Consider the following 14,914-nt stretch of genomic DNA (forward strand, 5'->3'; position numbering starts at 1 on the left):
AAAGTTTCTTATTTCTGGCGTGTAAAAATAGACTTCAACGGGCAGTCCCAAAGCGCGAAAGGGGTCAGGGATTTGCTCCCCCCTACCCCTGGCGGCGGCTGCCTCAGTCGAGGTGGAGGTCGTCATTCCGGCTGCGCCGGCGGCGAATATGGTTCGCATTGCGTGGGCCGGCATATCTCAGACGTTCAAAGAACACCAGCTGTTATACCGGCGTTCAGGATCCTGTCGCGGTAGCGGAGCCTCCATCGGCCTGCAGTACGCTTTCTGGTAGCCGTTCACCTAATGGCTGGTTCTCGAACACCTTCATCCCAAACTGACCGATCCAGGTGCTGACTGAGTTGATGTTCCCTGCGATGAAGTCGGTCACCTCGGCGATCAATCCTTTAACGACGACATCCGTACTCTGACGCCAGTAATTCTCAATCGCGACGAGCAACGGATCGGAACCATTACTGATAGACTGCTCGCCTACGGTATACGTTTTTTTCTTCGCGCTATCGGTAATGCAGAGCAACTGGCTGGTCTGGACGGCGCCAGCCTCTGCAGCGATGACCTGCATCGTCAATGTAGCCACTTTGTTTCCCTCTGCATCAGCGCTGGATGCATAGAACATGGAGAGCGTCAGATCCGAGCGTTGATACATCATTGCTTACCTCCACGACGACGGCGGGAACGACGACCGCCGGGAGGCGGAGATTGTTGCTCCTGTACCAGCTCACCCACTAAAGGTTGCTGAGCCGACTCAGCAGCCGGTGCCGGTGCAATATCATGCGCAATCGTCAGTTTCAGCAGTGGGCGGCCACCCTGGACATGCTCAAAATGGATGCCATGCACGGCTTCATTCATTCTTGACTGACCATCCGTCTCCAGAACTGTCAAAACGCCATCAACGTATTCAATTTTAAAATTATTCATCGGGTTCTCTCTGTTGCTGTTTTCTTGCTGTGGCAGCTCCAGCACAATGACTCGAGATTAAAGTCATCGTCCGTACCGCCATGAGCTTTAGGAATAATGTGGTCGACACTTGAGGCTTTCGTGGCAATACCGTCTCGCCTGCAGTTCTGACAAAGGTATTTATCCCTCTTCATGATACGGGCCCGTTTAATTTCCCACGGTCGACCATAACCACGTTCCTGCCGAGTTTTTCCGGGCTGGTAGTTGCGCCAGCCGTCGCCAGCATGTTGCTGCCGGTGAGCATCGCAATAACCGCTGGCGTCGTTGGTTATCGCCGCACACCCTCGGTGCCGGCATGGACGTTTAGACCGGGCTGGCATGTACGTCACCAGTGATACGTTCTGAAATACGGCAAGACAAATCACTAATCAAAACACATGCGCTGTTGAGACAAGATTCAAGATCAGTCACACGGGAGTTAAGGGCGGTAGTATTCGAGCTGTTAAACGAAGATTCCCGCACGACGTTGTACAGACGTCCACCCGGCTTGAGCGAGTTGGCAATTGCAGTATCAACAAGATCTGAAATTTCTTTGCTCAGCCCATTAATGCTTTCGATGGCATCAGAGGTATCCAGCTCCAGTTTTAAATTAATGGTCCCTGCTGTTTTGCGATCTTCACGCCCGGCTTCTATTTCAGCAGCTAAGGGAGAGCCTGAAGCCACCTTCACCTCTCCCTCGCTATAAACTTTGAAAGTACCGACGGATAAGTCCGATTCTTTAGGCCGTTCCTTGTCCTGTTCACTGGATGCATGTCCCAGCACACTAAACGCAGACTTAACGGCACTGGCCAGTTGTTCAGCAACATCGCCAGCTTTCTCAGGGGAAACGTTATGCAGTGAATTGGCCAGAACCTTCGACAGCGTTTCCTGCTCGATGGTATTGCCGCAAACATAGGCTGCGCTACTGATCGTCCCTTTAATCATGGCTTTGTTAATGCTTAATCCTTCCGGATGAACCGAGGGCTGCCCGGAAGATTTTGCATTTGCAGGCTGTTTGCCGAAGCGAGTTTTAACCAGATACCCAATAGCGAACGCATACCCCGCAGGAGTCAGCCAGGTGAAATAGTCTTCCCCTTTGTATGGCGTAGCTGTATGGCCGGTCTCGGCAAATCCCAGAGAACGCAGTGCGGAGGCGCCGGCTTTTGAAGGAATATCACCAGATACGAGTGCACCTCGGAAAAAAAGAGCATACAGCACATCCTGAGCGCTATCAGATAGCTCTAATACGGGTCCTGAGGTCAGGGTACCAACGCTGGAAAAGCTCCGATTCGTCATATCGTTATTGGCTTCCGGCAAATCCGAAGCCAGTTTGGTAATTGACATGCCACAGTTACTGATTTGAGGAGATTTTAAGCTGTTCATTGTTTACCTTTTACAAATAAAAAAGCCCCGCAAATGCGAGGCTATAGAATTGACATCCCCACAAAGGGATAAACACCATCTTATCCCTTGCTGGGGATAGACGTTCTTACTGATACGTAAATCCGCTCACATGTCATTCCTGCTATGTAGCGTTCGTCAGCGATTGCAGCATACCGTCGAGCTTCTTCTGCAAGGTTTCCAAGCATGTCGGCGAGCACTCCGGCGGTGGCGCCGGTTGTTTTGCTTCTGACGGTAGCGGCAAGACTTGCGGTGTGGCTTGCGGCGTCCAGGCGGGTGGCAAGTTTTTTTGCCTGCTGACGCAGCTGGCTAACAGTATCAGAGAGATTAGCGGCAGCAGTGCGCGCTGCAGCGGTTTGCGCTTGAGCATTTTTTACGGCCTCATCGCGGGCGATTAAACGCCCCTGTTCAATCATCCGGGCGGCGGTTTGCGCGTTAACTTCCTGGGACGATTCGGCGCTATCACGTTCCGCCCACCGCTTTTCCCATGCCCGATCGCTCCAGGCTAAACCAGCAACAAAGGCACCAGCAATAACCATTACGGTGATAGCTGGCTTTAAGTAGGCTGCACTCACTGGTCAATCCCCCAGCAAGTCAGCGCGCTTTCCTGATCACGTCGTGTTACCTGCCCATAGCAGTTATTGGAGCGCACCCGGCAATCTTTCCCTCCGTCTTTTATCCACCAGCGAATCGCTTCACATGCGCCTTTACGATCACCGGCGTTAATCCGCTGATAGAACGTAGACGGGAAGCATTTACCGGGCCCGATGTTGTATGGACAGAACGAGGCAATGCCTACTTTTTGTGGTGGGGTCAAAGGGACATGGATATTCAGATCCACCCATGCCAGCGCTTTATCGCGCTCTATTGCGTTAACCTGATCGCATTTGGCCTGGCTCAGTTTCATGCCCTGCGTGACGGGTTTACCATCTATACGCGTAGCCCCGCGGCAAATTGTCCAGATCCCCTGACTGCCATCGCGATACGCTATAAGGCTGTTTCCTTCTTTCTCATCAAGGAACTGATCCATCAATGTTGGAGCCGACGCACCAACAGCAATGAGGGCCAGCATGGTGACGCTGAGCTTATTCCTCAACTTTGACGCCATAGCCATTCAATCTGTCCTCCCTTTCCTTTCGTCGGTAATACCAGTTGACCCCGCAGGTAATGACAGTGCATGCAATACCGACAATGATCGCCCAGTCACTCAGGGTCAGCCCCGCTATTTTGTCGGCCAAAATCCATACCTCTGTTTTGACTGCCCCGGCATATGCCTTAGTAGAAACACCGCAGCCCGTCAGTGCGGTCCCGGTGCCGTATGAAAGCCTGCTATATATGTTGCTCATTCTGGTCATAGCCTCACCTCCGTTGATTACGGATGGTGCTTTGTGCGTGAAGGGGTCAGGCTCATCGGGCTGATTTAACAACGAGCCGTATCGATGATGATTCCCGTGAGCCTGAAATAAGAAAGGCCACGCAAAGCGCAGCCTTCAAATGATGTTTACCTTTTCTTTCTGAAGCGCCCTATTGATGGCGTAAAAAAGCCCGCCTGAAGGCGGGCAGAAAGTAGGCATTCTAGATAGTAACGAAACGAAAGCACTCCTAATAGTCCGAGCTACCGATTTACCAGGAAGCATTCACTTTTGCCGTTACGTTCTATAAACATAGGAGGGCAACCGCAAAAGTAAACCTGCCATAAATCTTAAATATGCTTAGTGGCAGTGTGGTGCCAGGTGCCTCCCGGTGAGCATGCCCCAGTCGGCATGGCCCGCGCTGCATTTACAACTTTCTTTAACTAACTAGTCGCCCCCTCCGCACAGGGGATTCACCACATCGCTTCCGGTGCTAAATAAACCTCCCAACATTAACCACAGAAAGCAGCATTATTCCCCTGCGGAGTATAGCCAAACTGCTTGCGCTGCAACTCCAATAGCTCAAGCCAGCTATTGAGGTTGCTGAGATCTTTCGTTAACTCCAGCTATGGGTTAATAGAGGTTTGGAGAGATATAGGGACAGTCATCATCCTCAGCAGAAAAAGTGAGCTTTGAAGTTTGTGACTTGGGCCAGAGATGCAAAACCCGCTATCTGGCGATGTTCCGATGATTAAGCTGTGTGTCGAAGTGACCACTCTTAACAGATTACGATACTTTTTGCGGACCGCACTAATGAAATTTTTGGAATAGTTTAGTATTTTAGGAACCATCTGTATTGCATTCGAAAAAAACAAAGAATACGAAAGGATTTCCTATGAATGAGCAAACAATCAATTTATTGAAGGACATAACAGAGCGTTTGGGCTGGAAGCAAACTAAAAAGATTGTAGGAGAACCTTTGGGAGTGACATCAGTAGGACTTGATCTGTTTATTGAAAGGTTACAGGGTACTGAAGAAGCCCAACAAGTAAGAGTTGCTGAGCATATTGACAGCGTTTGGCATAACTTGCTACTAAGTGGCACACGCTTGGTCAAGCTGTACAAATTACAACCAGATGAGATTCAAACCCTTCGTACTGCTATTGCATCTATCGAGAGAGATGATTCCTTATTTAGTCAGAACTACCCCTATCCTCTGTCTAGAGAACAACTGCTTACAGCGGATACAGATCTGCACTTTCTTGAAACTACCTCATTAAGCTTAAATCAGGTCTCTATAGAGACAACCATACTTACCTCTAAAGCTTATTATACTGAAACGATCGAGTTGGATGCGTCGCACCTAAGTGACTCTGGCTTAGTGCTTCGTTCTAACGGCGGAGAGATCAAGTGTAAGACTAGAGAAGTAACGCAATGTTTCAATACAGTGATGATACTGCCTGAATTACAATTAGTTGCGCTTACAATCGATTTGTCAGTCATGCCTCGTTCAGAATCGGAACGGCAGCAATTTTTACTTGATCAATTCGTGAGAAATGCTTCTGGTATCACATTCCCATCGCCTTTAGATCTCTTTGGTTTAGTGCAAGAAATGTACGAACAGGCAGATGGAAGAATCTCTCAAATGGCGTTTCTTACCTCCGATGGTAACACAAGCTCTTTGAAGTTGCGTCCTGGTGAAAGTTGTTTACGTACAGACAGTTATCATCATGGTGGAGAAGAAGCCAGTCCTATCTTAACAAAATATAAGCTGGGTAAAATTTGGGATCTGGCCGATTCATCTTCACGGAGTTTCACTGTAGAATTAGTTTTACCTGGTAAACGGGCTATGATTGATAAGCCAAATTCGCATCTTTATGACGCTATCATCGATAGGTGTTCATCGGTTGAACACATTGTTTTTATTATCAATAAGATGCTGGATTCATTAGCGAGCATACAAAGAAAACGGGGCGCAGCTGAAGCTGCATAAAGGTTTGATGATGCTAAACAAACACGACATATACTCTAAAATCAGAGACGACCTAAGTGGGCCTGTCGGTGAGTTATGTCGTGATGTTGTTGAATTTTTAACCAGCCCTGAAGCTAAGCCGCTAAAACATATCACTTACATGAGCCTCGTACATGGTACAAAGCTTAATGTTGAGTCTAACGATGCAAAGGTGCTATTGATAAAAGTGACTGACTACCTGTCCAGTAATAGATTGCATCTTCTTGATATGCATTTTCAATTCATTGAGACAGATGATAGCGACCCTATCCCAGTGGATGATGATGACCTTTCTCATGCGTTAAAAACTGGTCAATTTTATCACCCAAATAGCGGAAAATTGGTAGACAATTATAATCATCATTTATTCCCCTATTTCACTCCTACGGATGCTTTGGAGCAACTGCATGAGTGAATCTAATTTCTCTTTAGCCTCTTTAGAGGTACTCAGTCAATTTGATCCTGAAGTTAATGGGTTTCTCAAGCGAAAGTTTGCGGCTACTAATGTTGATTTCGTCAAGCAGCTTTATATTGATTTGGATGAAGCAATGTATGTGCTTGAAACTCAAAAGCATATGTACCAAGAAACCAAGTGGGGTGAAGATGAACTAACCTCTGTGATAATAGCTTTCCTAAAAGGCCGCAATTATGACGCAGAACATGATACGCAGCACGGCGGACACATCGACATTTTGGTGAAACACCAACTTGGGCGGTTTGCATGGATCGGAGAAGCTAAGTTATGGAATGGCCCAGCTTACATCTTTGGAGGATGGAATCAACTTAATGAGCGATATGGAACAGGAACGTTTAGAGACAATCACGGTGGTATCATCATATATGTAAAACAAAGACATTCAGGTGATAAATTTTCTTCTTGGCGTAAGCATTTAAGTGAAAATGTAGCAGGAGCAACTATAATCCCTGATGATACGAATTCACTCCGTTTTTCTAGTGAAACAGTGCATCCAGCGACAAGTCAGCCATATTTTGTTAGGCATATGGCTGTATCTTTGTTTCATGCAACAGGGGATTCCGATTAGCGTTCCATATCCAGCTTTACTTCGAGCATAGATAAGCAACCATCAATAAACCCTTCCCCCATCTGTATCTCAATGCGGATCACTTTTTCGTCTTTTTTTAGAGCCTTAGCTAACTTACGCTTCGATATACCGAATAAATAATGGGCAACAAGCAAACTGTGCTCGTAGGGCTTCTTACCGCGGAGCCGTGCCATACAGCCTTCGATGATAAGTGCATCATCGTCGGTACAACATAGTCGTGTTTTGCCAGTTTGAGGGAGTAGTCCTTTGAACCCTGCAGCAATATGCGAATAATCAACACCACTACTATCCATTGCAGCCCAAGCACCCCATCGTTCCAGTACCAAAGAAATATCACGCATTAATTCATCTCCACTGAATTAAGCCAGCACGCCAATTGCCAGCGAACGATCCAGAAATCGAAAAAGCAGCTCCAGCTGTGAGCCGTGCTTCTCCTCAAATGCCACGGTGTCAGCGTGCAACTCGTCGTGATGCGCTCTGCAAAGCGGCAACACAAACAGGTCGTGCGCTTTCGTTCCCATCCCACCTTGTCCGTGGCCTATCAGGTGATGGGGATCATCTGCTGGTTTGTTACAGCAGACACACGGCTGGGACTTAACCCAGCGAGTCCAGCTCTCGTTTACCCAGCGGCGGCGCTTTGGTCGCAGCATGAAAGATTCCGGCGTTTCAGGATCTACGCGAAGACCGAGAATCTTTTTCTGCACCACTTCGCTCGCCGCTGGCTCCGGCACAATATCGCTCTCCTTCATCACCGGTTGATGCTTTATTTCCGGCAATCGCAGGGCTTTACGGGCCAGCGATTCAGGGATGACGTGCGCCAGATTGTTTATAACCAGCCACCAGCACAACTCGGGGATCGTCAGTTGATGGTCTTCGTTGAACCCCAGCTGTGAGCGAATTACCGTTATCAGCCAGGATACCAGGTTCTTACGCGCAATGCCTGCAAGCGTCTCTGTGTACTGATCACGTACCAGGTTATCGCAGGCCCAGCAAAGCCGGAGGCTGCCGGGCTCATGACGGAACAACGTAAAATTCTCGCTGTGCCACGAACCGTGCGGGTACTGACATTCAAACCGCCGCTCCAGCTCGGCCTCCAGTGCGCTGATACCGCCCGCGCGCAGAATGACGTCTTTGTTTTCGAAGACTGGTTTCAAAACCGGGTCTTCTGCCAGTGGCTGCTTGGCCGGAGGGATAGCGCCGGTTGCATAGTCACTGTATTTTTCCGGTGCCGGCTCAATCAGAACCCGCCCCCTCCTGAACAGCGGCATCAGATCGGCGCCAGGGCGAAGCAGAACAATGCCCATGCGTGGGGCAATTTCAGGAGTCAGTAATGCTCTCATGTCATTTTCTCCACGGCAGGTAACTCACAGGATAGCCACGACATCTTTTGCGACTTCCCGCGTACTGCTTTTGCAGGAAATCGAACGGCGCGCTTTGATGAATTGCAGGTTAAAACCATGCTCACGGTACAGGTCGAGAACCTTCGGTGCAGATGAGTTAGAAATCACTACCCGAGCCCCACGGTGAAAGGCTGATACGCATTGCTTCGCCAGGTCTACCTGGTTCTCCCAGCTAAAACCACCAGCGGCGTAGGCGGTGAATCCGGTTGTTCCCGGCATCGGTTCGTAAGGCGGATCGCAGTAAACCACATCCCCTTTCCCGGCCAGGCTGATAGTTCGGCGATAGTCAGCAGTCATGAAGACGCAGTTATGCGCCATAGCCGCGAAGGCTTTCATCTCATCCATCGGGTAATACGGGGCCTTGTAGCCTCCCCAGCCCACATTGAACTTGTTCGCCTGGTTGTAGCGCATCAGGCCATTGAAACAATGCCGGTTGAGATACAGGAATGCAGCTGCGCGTTCTGTAGCATCCAGCGTCTGAGCGTTGAACTCGGAACGGATCAGCTCATAGCCATCTGGTGACCGCATGTGCTCAAACATCCAGCGGGCCTTTAATTCCACTTCATCCGGCACCACCGCTAACATCTGATACAGATTAATCAGGTCCGGGTTAATGTCCGCCAGCAGGTAATCTGCGTGCTTATCGCTGTTCAGGAATACCGCCCCACCACCAACGAATGGCTCTATCAGGCGTTTCCCTGCCGGGATATGCACGAACAGGTCAGCCAGCTGGGTATACTTTCCACCAGCCCATTTCAGAAATGGCTTGCTCATGAACGGAACCCCGCTGGCACTGAATAATCCACGTCGGAATAACTGGACTTGAACGCCGTGTCTTGTTTAACCCACTTTCCGCCAGTCCAGGCTGGGCGCCCGGCTGCTTCCCATTTTTTGGCCTTGTCGAAATACTCGACGCAGTTCTCGGGAGCAAACAGCGTTTTGGGCCGCAGGTAGTCGCTCATCTTCGGATCCTGAGCCCATTTCTCGTTCAGGTAGTCAACCACCAGCATCAGGTCTTCAGGGCTGTAATCTTCGGCCAGCCGTCCCCGGATATAACCCAGCGTCGTTTTGGTTCGTCCCCCCTTGCCATAGGTCGAATTAGTTACTCGATTAAAATGATCCAGAACGAGTGCAGCCGGATCGGTCTGGTCTGGTTGCAGCGCAACCGGACAAGAGTCTTTACCTGTAATCTCTGTAGTACTCTCTGTTGTATTCTCTGTTGTATTCTCTGTAAGATCATCGTGCCAATTTGACCTGATGACAGCGGTTCGTTTTGACCCGGTGGAGCGTTTCACATTGACCTCTTCCATCGTGTCATTTTGACCTGATGGAACGGCGCATTTTGACTTCTTCGATTTGGTCACTTTGACCTCATCTAAAAGCGAGCTGTCGTAGTTGATCGTGTAGTAGTTCGTCATGTCGCGCTGGGACTTGTTCAACTGCTCAACTTTAAGCACGCCCAGGCTCTTCAGCCGGGTGAAGGTGCGCTTCAGAGTGGATTCAGACCAGAACGGGAATTGTTCCAGCCATTGCTCTGTTGTGTTGTAGATCCAGCGTACGCCGTCACGCTCCAGCCCTGAGTTAGTTTCCTGCAGCCAGTAATTAACCTGCTGCAGCGCAATGGCTTCATTCAGGCCAATGCTGTACGCAAGGTCAGGATTGATGACTATCGGCCTTGATGGCATTAACAGGCTCATAAGACCCCTCTATTTCCCTGAATTTTCGTTTGAACTGTTCAAGTGGGCTGAAACACTCGTGCTGATACCCTTCGCGCAGGTATATAACGCGCTGTGTTTGGGGCTCCCAGCGTATGACCCTGACCGGGACGCCGTAGTGATCTCTGAACCATCGGTTAAGTTCTCGCATACGCTTTCCGCCTGACTTCTAAAGTCATCTACCGCCCATTGAGCAAACTGGTAGCAGACAGGTTCTATCCCACCGGGTACTCTTACCCCGTACACGAACTGCACCGGCCCTGCTCCACCAGGAACCGGCCGCGCCACAAGTTGCGACCTGCGGTACTGTGTTGGTAGACTGTTCATGCGTTAGTAATCTCCACTGATAACGACACGCCACGACGCCAGGAGCTGCAACTCGCTGGCGTCACTTCTTTTTGCGTGAAAATAACGTGATAATTGCGGCAATCTCTTCTTCGCGAGCTGCCAGATGGCGGCGGTGATGCACCATGATTTCTTCTGCCTCATGCCTTTCGATTACCCCATCTTCAAGTGCCTGTTCGATAATCTGGTCAACCTGACCTCTGGCTGCCGAGGTACGCATTGCACGACTAAACAGGTCCACGCGATCGAGTTCTTCCAGGTGCGGCACATCCACCAGCAGAGCACCACGACGGCGGGCGAAGTAGTCTGCCAGTAGCGACGTGTTGGAAATGTCTTCCATCGCTTCCAGCTCCGATACTTCAAAAAATCGACAGCCGTTTTTCTCGTAGAGGTTGTTGTTGAACTGCGTCACGGTCATACCCAAGGCGCCAGCCATTGCTTCGCGGCCGCCCGGATATGCTTTGCACATACCTTTCACGACTTCTTTGAGGTTTGGCTCTACCATATTAATTTTCCTTTTGTAGTTACTTTCAAGCAGTTGAATCTGTAGCCTTTTGGTAAAGGCTGGCATCGTACTTAAGCTTGCCTTTCGTAATTCGCTCTATGACGAATGCTTGTTTTTGAGGGATGACTTCACCCCATCGGCAAACTGCCGGGTGGGAAATCCCAAGAACACTTGCGGTTTTTGATACTCCTCCGAAGTGTTCAATGACTTCTGATTTACGCATGGTTCCTCCTGGTTAACTTACGCCCCAAAGGTAACAAAAGGTACATTAAATAGCAAACAACAGTTACAAGGAATCAATGTAACATTGGTTACATGAAAACAGAGATGAAAGACCGGATAAGATCCCGTCGAGTCCAGCTCGACATAACACAGCAAACCCTGGCTAAACGCTTAGGGGTAAGCCGTGTTTCCGTAACAAAATGGGAGAGCGGTACTACTAAACCTGATGGTGAGAATCTCCATCAGCTGGCGGTGGCGCTGCAGACTACTCCAGAATGGATTCTTTACGGTCGAGGTGAGGAAACGCCGGATGATACAAAAGTTATTCCGTTCCTTAAGCCACCAACGGCAGTTCCTATTATCTCCGCTGTTCAAGCTGGGATGTGGACTGATACTTATGCATGCTCAAGGCTTTCTGATGTGATTTCATGGACGCAAACCACTGCAAACGTTTCTAATGAAGCATTCGGCCTGGTAGTTCGTGGGGAGTCTATGACTAACCCTCATGGTCTGCCATCCATCCCCGAAGGATCTATCGTTATTGTTGAACCGCACTATGGCCAACTGGATGACCTTTACGGAAAAATTGTAGTGGCAATACTTGACGGTTCTGCTGAAGCTACCGTTAAAAAGCTGGTATGGGATAGCCCTTTCGCATACTTGATGCCACTTAACCCTGCCTTTAAACCCATCCCGATAGACGGTAATTGCCGGATTGTTGGGAGAGTGGTTCAGATTACCCAAAACATTTAACTTACCCATTTCTAAAGCCAGATCTCCTTCTGGCTTTTTTTGAATCCATAGGTAACAAAAAGTACTTAGCTCACTTGACCACATTGGTAACTAAAGGTACATTTAAGTCGCGCCACGTGTACCTACAGTTACGTGCCATGGTGTGGCAGTGAGCATTACGGCATATGGCACATGTGCCGCAGCGGCCTGAGAGTCCCTTTATCCATGCCTCTCAGAACAACCGGAATGTGCAAGCTAAGTGTTTCAGGCACGACGTGCGCCCCACCAGCGCGGCGAAAAGGTGTGACACCTCGGAAGAGACGAGGGCACAACCAAAAGAGCGCTGGCATGCAAAAAACTTCTCGCAGCCGTTGCGGTACCAAAAGCCAGGATGGAACGGCAGAACGCGGTAGTGCTCTTTTTGTTGTGTGGAGAACTAACGTGCCGCCATTGCAGTGGCGGCTAACCCATCATCAAGAAATTTTAACAAGCTATTCACCCACTTTCATGGGTTGGGTTGCTGCATCCTAAATTCACGCGTTGCAGCGCGTCAGATGGAGAACAAGAGATGGCTAAGACAGCAAATCAACTAATTACAGAGGCATACGAAATTGCCAGAGATATGCCACCAGCTCAGGGAACAATCGTCAAAGAGCTGGCGGCTATCCTCGATGTTTCGAACGTAGCTCTTCGTCAGGCTCGTATCGAACGAGACGCTCTTCTCATCGAAGTCAAATCATGGGCGAAGGAGTGTGATCGTATTACTGAGCGACATACCAAGAAGCGCACAAATCTGCATGTTCTCGAAGCAATGCGCGATTTGAAAGCAATTTGCCCCACCAGCTTTCGTAACGTGGAGGCACTCTGATGGCTAAAGACTCAAAGCTTGTATACGGCGCCAGTGGCAAAACGAACGTTTTGACGTTCGAACCTGAAAACCTGCACCTGGTTACCGACAAAACGCACCCGCTTTACGATGAGCGTATCCACCTGCCTATCAGCGAGGCAATGGTGCTGAACATCATGGACCAGGGCGTTCTTGAGCCGATTATCGTCTGGAAAGACCCGGAGACAGGGCTGTCTTGTGTGGTTGATGGTCGCCAGCGTGTACGACATACACTGGAAGCCAACAAGCGTCTGTCGAAAGAGGGCAAAGAACCGTTACTGGTTCCGGCAGTCGCTAAACGTGGCTCTGCCGTTCGCATGGCGCAGGCGATGGTAAGTGCTAACGAAATCCGCCAGGCTGATACGCCGCTGGGCCGAGCAAAGAAAATGGCTGATGCGCTGGACCGCGGGCACGACGAGGACGATTTATCGCTGATGTTTGGCGTGAGTGTTCAGACAGTACGTGCAACACTGTCGCTGCTGGATGCCACCCAGGCTGTCCGCGATGCAGTGGAGTCTGGAACTGTCACCGTTACCCAGGCGCGTCAGCTTGGTGCGCTCCCACCTGAAGAGCAGCGTGCAAAAGTGTCAGCAATCGAGCTGGCGACAGCTGGTACAACCGGCCATGAAAAAGCCCGGCGTCAGCGTAAGATTCTCGGTGAGGAAAAGCCGCGTCTGAAAACCCGCAAAGAAATTACTAAAGTCCTGGAATCTGCCGAGGGTGAGTATGCAAGCGCACTCCGTTGGGTGCTTGGGGAGTCCGTATGACAATCATAAAAACCCATACCGGTACCGTGATCACCAAAAACGGTCCGAAGGTTAAAAAACTGCATCAGACAGAGCGGATGTGGGTCGTTGGCAAAAACGAGTTTTACCACAAAGCGACCGGATGCCGTCATTTTGCAGAAAATACGCGCCGCCGGCTGCTGCTCGACACCATCAAGCCTATCGAGTGACGACTGGCCCGGAGAAAAGAATTGTAGAAGTTAAGCCGGTTGCAGCCGGACTTGTGGAGATACACTATGAATCTTGATAACGAGATCATTTCAAACGCAGACCTCGAACGAATTACTGGATACAAGATCCCCTCAAAGCAATCACAGTGTTTACGTGATGCCGGGATTTTCTTTGTTGAAGGACGAGACGGAAGACCACGCACAACCTGGGCGCATTTCAATAATCCTTTAGCTCAGAGATTACGACAGAATAACGTCGATAATTTGCTGCAGCCCAATTTTGGAGCGCTTGATTAATGCCACGTCCGAGAAAAAATAAAGACGATGCTTGGATGCCACCGAGGGTTTACCTCGGGAGGTCAGCATATGAATATCATCCCAAAGGAGGCGGCAATATCCGCCTCTGTGACAAAACCAGTACACAGGCTCAGGTATGGAGTGCATGGGAAGCGCTAATGAACGATCGCCCGGACTACTCCATGCTGGAAGGGCTTATTGAACGCTTCTTTAAATCTGGTGAATTTTTCGAACTGGCTCTGGAAACCCAGAAAGACTATAGAAAGTATTCAAAAAAAATTATTGATGTATTTGGGAAAATGCCGCCGGACGCTATCAAACCTGAACATATTCGGCGTTATATGGACAAGCGGGGAATAAAAAGCAGGACACAAGCTAATAGAGAAAAAGCTTTTATGTCACGCGTGTATCGCTGGGCTTATGAACGCGGATTCGTTAAAGGGAACCCAACAAAGGGTGTTCGCCAATATAAAGAGGTTAGCCGGGATCGCTATATTACAAATGAGGAATACCAAGCGCTGTACTCTGTAGCTCCAGACATTGTGAAAATCGCCATGGAACTCGCTTACCTCTGCTGTGCCAGACAGAACGATGTACTGGAGATGAAAAAAAGCCAATTTATGGAAGAAGGTATCCTGATAAAGCAAAGTAAAACGTCTGTTGCTCAGATAAAAGCATGGAGCCCTCGCTTGAACGCTGCACTTGAGTTGGCAAAAAAATTGCCTCTTAACTCTGGCATGAGCAGTCTGTATGTCATCCATCAACCAGCAGGTGGAAAATACACACGGGACGGCTTTAACAGTCGCTGGAGAAAGGCAAAAATTGAGGCGCAGGAGCTGTACCCTCACCTTTCTTTTGACTTCACGTTCCACGATTTAAAAGCAAAAGGGATATCTGATCTCAAGGGCAATCTGTACGAGAAACAGGCAATATCAGGGCACAAGAACGTTGAGCAAACTGCCCGGTATGACAGAAAGATCGCGGTAGTTCCGGTTGTAGATGGACAGGTGGAAAGGAAAAATATTATGAAGTGATATTATGAAATGGGTGGTTTTGAAACAAAAAAACCACCCGTAGGTGGTTTCACGACACTGCT

The 14,914-nt window shown here is 49.3% G+C and carries 23 protein-coding genes; 9 read left to right on the plus strand and 14 right to left on the minus strand.

Annotated features, from left to right (window positions below):
- Positions 1-214 precede the first annotated feature (214 nt).
- The 7 genes from AS136_RS05925 to AS136_RS05945 all read right to left on the minus strand — a co-directional run bounded on the left by AS136_RS05925 (position 215) and on the right by AS136_RS05945 (position 3,689).
- Positions 215-646 carry a hypothetical protein gene (locus AS136_RS05925; protein ID WP_077265724.1) on the minus strand — a complete coding sequence of 144 codons (432 nt, stop codon included), beginning with the start codon at positions 644-646 and terminating at the stop codon, positions 215-217.
- Positions 643-960 (minus strand): hypothetical protein, encoded by a 318-nt coding sequence (locus AS136_RS26390; RefSeq protein ID WP_074158334.1) that lies wholly within the window; start codon positions 958-960, stop codon positions 643-645. Before AS136_RS26390 ends, AS136_RS05925 begins: the two co-directional genes overlap by 4 nt.
- Positions 912-1,274 carry an HNH endonuclease gene (locus AS136_RS26395; protein WP_074158335.1) on the minus strand — a complete coding sequence of 121 codons (363 nt, stop codon included), beginning with the start codon at positions 1,272-1,274 and terminating at the stop codon, positions 912-914. The genes AS136_RS26390 and AS136_RS26395 overlap by 49 nt, the downstream gene beginning before the upstream one ends.
- Positions 1,258-2,316 carry a hypothetical protein gene (locus tag AS136_RS05930; protein ID WP_148718826.1) on the minus strand — a complete coding sequence of 353 codons (1,059 nt, stop codon included), beginning with the start codon at positions 2,314-2,316 and terminating at the stop codon, positions 1,258-1,260. The genes AS136_RS26395 and AS136_RS05930 overlap by 17 nt, the downstream gene beginning before the upstream one ends.
- A gap of 80 nt (positions 2,317-2,396) precedes the next feature.
- The gene (locus AS136_RS05935) at positions 2,397-2,873 is read right to left on the minus strand and encodes a DUF2514 domain-containing protein (RefSeq protein ID WP_063266741.1); all 477 of its coding nucleotides are present in this window, start codon (positions 2,871-2,873) and stop codon (positions 2,397-2,399) included.
- A 32-nt stretch (positions 2,874-2,905) separates the two neighbouring features.
- Positions 2,906-3,442: a lysozyme gene (locus AS136_RS05940; RefSeq protein WP_063266702.1), complete on the minus strand. Its 537-nt coding sequence runs from the start codon at positions 3,440-3,442 to the stop codon at positions 2,906-2,908.
- Positions 3,420-3,689, minus strand: a complete 270-nt coding sequence (locus tag AS136_RS05945) for a phage holin (protein ID WP_063266703.1) — start codon at positions 3,687-3,689, stop codon at positions 3,420-3,422. Before AS136_RS05945 ends, AS136_RS05940 begins: the two co-directional genes overlap by 23 nt.
- 892 nt (positions 3,690-4,581) lie before the next feature.
- Between AS136_RS05945 and AS136_RS05950 the strand changes: the two genes are divergently transcribed.
- Genes AS136_RS05950 through AS136_RS05960 form a run of 3 tightly spaced genes read left to right on the plus strand, consistent with a single transcriptional unit; the run spans position 4,582 to position 6,740 of the window.
- On the plus strand, positions 4,582-5,679 hold the full coding sequence (locus AS136_RS05950; RefSeq protein WP_017880270.1) for a hypothetical protein: 1,098 nt from the start codon (positions 4,582-4,584) through the stop codon (positions 5,677-5,679).
- A gap of 7 nt (positions 5,680-5,686) precedes the next feature.
- Positions 5,687-6,112, plus strand: coding sequence for a hypothetical protein (locus tag AS136_RS05955; RefSeq protein ID WP_228140418.1), 426 nt, complete (start codon positions 5,687-5,689; stop codon positions 6,110-6,112).
- On the plus strand, positions 6,105-6,740 hold the full coding sequence (locus tag AS136_RS05960) for a hypothetical protein (RefSeq protein ID WP_063266705.1): 636 nt from the start codon (positions 6,105-6,107) through the stop codon (positions 6,738-6,740). Before AS136_RS05955 ends, AS136_RS05960 begins: the two co-directional genes overlap by 8 nt.
- Here the strand turns inward: AS136_RS05960 and AS136_RS05965 are convergent.
- The 7 genes from AS136_RS05965 to AS136_RS05995 all read right to left on the minus strand — a co-directional run bounded on the left by AS136_RS05965 (position 6,737) and on the right by AS136_RS05995 (position 10,949).
- Positions 6,737-7,102, minus strand: coding sequence for an antiterminator Q family protein (locus AS136_RS05965; protein WP_017880273.1), 366 nt, complete (start codon positions 7,100-7,102; stop codon positions 6,737-6,739). The genes AS136_RS05960 and AS136_RS05965 overlap by 4 nt on opposite strands.
- Positions 7,103-7,120: 18 nt before the next feature.
- Positions 7,121-8,101, minus strand: coding sequence for a DUF968 domain-containing protein (locus AS136_RS05970; RefSeq protein ID WP_063266706.1), 981 nt, complete (start codon positions 8,099-8,101; stop codon positions 7,121-7,123).
- A 24-nt stretch (positions 8,102-8,125) separates the two neighbouring features.
- Complete coding sequence (locus AS136_RS05975) at positions 8,126-8,935, minus strand: DNA adenine methylase (protein WP_022065285.1); 810 nt, start codon at positions 8,933-8,935, stop codon at positions 8,126-8,128.
- Positions 8,932-9,858, minus strand: a complete 927-nt coding sequence (locus AS136_RS05980; RefSeq protein WP_063266707.1) for a conserved phage C-terminal domain-containing protein — start codon at positions 9,856-9,858, stop codon at positions 8,932-8,934. Before AS136_RS05980 ends, AS136_RS05975 begins: the two co-directional genes overlap by 4 nt.
- Positions 9,815-10,027, minus strand: coding sequence for a DUF4222 domain-containing protein (locus AS136_RS26400; protein ID WP_071557781.1), 213 nt, complete (start codon positions 10,025-10,027; stop codon positions 9,815-9,817). Before AS136_RS26400 ends, AS136_RS05980 begins: the two co-directional genes overlap by 44 nt.
- A gap of 237 nt (positions 10,028-10,264) precedes the next feature.
- Positions 10,265-10,726: a YmfL family putative regulatory protein gene (locus AS136_RS05990; RefSeq protein WP_022065287.1), complete on the minus strand. Its 462-nt coding sequence runs from the start codon at positions 10,724-10,726 to the stop codon at positions 10,265-10,267.
- Between the two features lie 25 nt (positions 10,727-10,751).
- Positions 10,752-10,949, minus strand: a complete 198-nt coding sequence (locus tag AS136_RS05995; RefSeq protein WP_032741703.1) for a Cro/CI family transcriptional regulator — start codon at positions 10,947-10,949, stop codon at positions 10,752-10,754.
- Positions 10,950-11,041: 92 nt separating this feature from the next.
- On the opposite strand from AS136_RS05995, the gene AS136_RS06000 reads away from it, so the two are divergent.
- The 6 genes from AS136_RS06000 to AS136_RS06020 all read left to right on the plus strand — a co-directional run bounded on the left by AS136_RS06000 (position 11,042) and on the right by AS136_RS06020 (position 14,852).
- Positions 11,042-11,701, plus strand: coding sequence for a LexA family protein (locus AS136_RS06000; RefSeq protein ID WP_022065288.1), 660 nt, complete (start codon positions 11,042-11,044; stop codon positions 11,699-11,701).
- A gap of 547 nt (positions 11,702-12,248) precedes the next feature.
- A complete protein-coding gene (locus AS136_RS06005; RefSeq protein ID WP_032741705.1) occupies positions 12,249-12,548 on the plus strand; it encodes a hypothetical protein in 300 nt (99 codons plus the stop codon).
- Positions 12,548-13,333, plus strand: coding sequence for a ParB/RepB/Spo0J family partition protein (locus AS136_RS06010; RefSeq protein ID WP_022064666.1), 786 nt, complete (start codon positions 12,548-12,550; stop codon positions 13,331-13,333). Before AS136_RS06005 ends, AS136_RS06010 begins: the two co-directional genes overlap by 1 nt.
- Positions 13,330-13,521 (plus strand): hypothetical protein, encoded by a 192-nt coding sequence (locus tag AS136_RS06015; RefSeq protein ID WP_063266708.1) that lies wholly within the window; start codon positions 13,330-13,332, stop codon positions 13,519-13,521. Before AS136_RS06010 ends, AS136_RS06015 begins: the two co-directional genes overlap by 4 nt.
- Before the next feature lie 66 nt (positions 13,522-13,587).
- Entirely contained in the window at positions 13,588-13,818 is a 231-nt protein-coding gene (locus AS136_RS26405; RefSeq protein WP_071925326.1) for a DUF4224 domain-containing protein, read from the plus strand.
- The gene (locus AS136_RS06020; protein ID WP_022064905.1) at positions 13,818-14,852 is read left to right on the plus strand and encodes a tyrosine-type recombinase/integrase; all 1,035 of its coding nucleotides are present in this window, start codon (positions 13,818-13,820) and stop codon (positions 14,850-14,852) included. Before AS136_RS26405 ends, AS136_RS06020 begins: the two co-directional genes overlap by 1 nt.
- Positions 14,853-14,914 lie beyond the last annotated feature (62 nt).

The sequence above is a fragment of the Klebsiella sp. D5A genome (assembly GCF_001620885.1).
Taxonomy (GTDB): Bacteria; Pseudomonadota; Gammaproteobacteria; order Enterobacterales; family Enterobacteriaceae; genus Klebsiella; species Klebsiella variicola.

What these genes read in the sequence shown, in the direction of transcription:
- AS136_RS05925 (WP_077265724.1), bottom strand. Translation starts at nt 646, where the DNA reads ATGATGTATCAACGCTCGGATCTGACGCTCTCCATGTTCTATGCATCC.
- AS136_RS26395 (WP_074158335.1), bottom strand. Translation starts at nt 1,274, where the DNA reads ATGCCAGCCCGGTCTAAACGTCCATGCCGGCACCGAGGGTGTGCGGCG.
- AS136_RS05930 (WP_148718826.1), bottom strand. Translation starts at nt 2,316, where the DNA reads ATGAACAGCTTAAAATCTCCTCAAATCAGTAACTGTGGCATGTCAATT.
- AS136_RS05935 (WP_063266741.1), bottom strand. Translation starts at nt 2,873, where the DNA reads ATGGTTATTGCTGGTGCCTTTGTTGCTGGTTTAGCCTGGAGCGATCGG.
- AS136_RS05940 (WP_063266702.1), bottom strand. Translation starts at nt 3,442, where the DNA reads ATGGCGTCAAAGTTGAGGAATAAGCTCAGCGTCACCATGCTGGCCCTC.
- AS136_RS05945 (WP_063266703.1), bottom strand. Translation starts at nt 3,689, where the DNA reads ATGACCAGAATGAGCAACATATATAGCAGGCTTTCATACGGCACCGGG.
- AS136_RS05950 (WP_017880270.1), top strand. Translation starts at nt 4,582, where the DNA reads ATGAATGAGCAAACAATCAATTTATTGAAGGACATAACAGAGCGTTTG.
- AS136_RS05955 (WP_228140418.1), top strand. Translation starts at nt 5,687, where the DNA reads ATGATGCTAAACAAACACGACATATACTCTAAAATCAGAGACGACCTA.
- AS136_RS05960 (WP_063266705.1), top strand. Translation starts at nt 6,105, where the DNA reads ATGAGTGAATCTAATTTCTCTTTAGCCTCTTTAGAGGTACTCAGTCAA.
- AS136_RS05965 (WP_017880273.1), bottom strand. Translation starts at nt 7,102, where the DNA reads ATGCGTGATATTTCTTTGGTACTGGAACGATGGGGTGCTTGGGCTGCA.
- AS136_RS05970 (WP_063266706.1), bottom strand. Translation starts at nt 8,101, where the DNA reads ATGAGAGCATTACTGACTCCTGAAATTGCCCCACGCATGGGCATTGTT.
- AS136_RS05975 (WP_022065285.1), bottom strand. Translation starts at nt 8,935, where the DNA reads ATGAGCAAGCCATTTCTGAAATGGGCTGGTGGAAAGTATACCCAGCTG.
- AS136_RS05980 (WP_063266707.1), bottom strand. Translation starts at nt 9,858, where the DNA reads ATGAGCCTGTTAATGCCATCAAGGCCGATAGTCATCAATCCTGACCTT.
- AS136_RS26400 (WP_071557781.1), bottom strand. Translation starts at nt 10,027, where the DNA reads ATGCGAGAACTTAACCGATGGTTCAGAGATCACTACGGCGTCCCGGTC.
- AS136_RS05990 (WP_022065287.1), bottom strand. Translation starts at nt 10,726, where the DNA reads ATGGTAGAGCCAAACCTCAAAGAAGTCGTGAAAGGTATGTGCAAAGCA.
- AS136_RS05995 (WP_032741703.1), bottom strand. Translation starts at nt 10,949, where the DNA reads ATGCGTAAATCAGAAGTCATTGAACACTTCGGAGGAGTATCAAAAACC.
- AS136_RS06000 (WP_022065288.1), top strand. Translation starts at nt 11,042, where the DNA reads ATGAAAACAGAGATGAAAGACCGGATAAGATCCCGTCGAGTCCAGCTC.
- AS136_RS06005 (WP_032741705.1), top strand. Translation starts at nt 12,249, where the DNA reads ATGGCTAAGACAGCAAATCAACTAATTACAGAGGCATACGAAATTGCC.
- AS136_RS06010 (WP_022064666.1), top strand. Translation starts at nt 12,548, where the DNA reads ATGGCTAAAGACTCAAAGCTTGTATACGGCGCCAGTGGCAAAACGAAC.
- AS136_RS06015 (WP_063266708.1), top strand. Translation starts at nt 13,330, where the DNA reads ATGACAATCATAAAAACCCATACCGGTACCGTGATCACCAAAAACGGT.
- AS136_RS26405 (WP_071925326.1), top strand. Translation starts at nt 13,588, where the DNA reads ATGAATCTTGATAACGAGATCATTTCAAACGCAGACCTCGAACGAATT.
- AS136_RS06020 (WP_022064905.1), top strand. Translation starts at nt 13,818, where the DNA reads ATGCCACGTCCGAGAAAAAATAAAGACGATGCTTGGATGCCACCGAGG.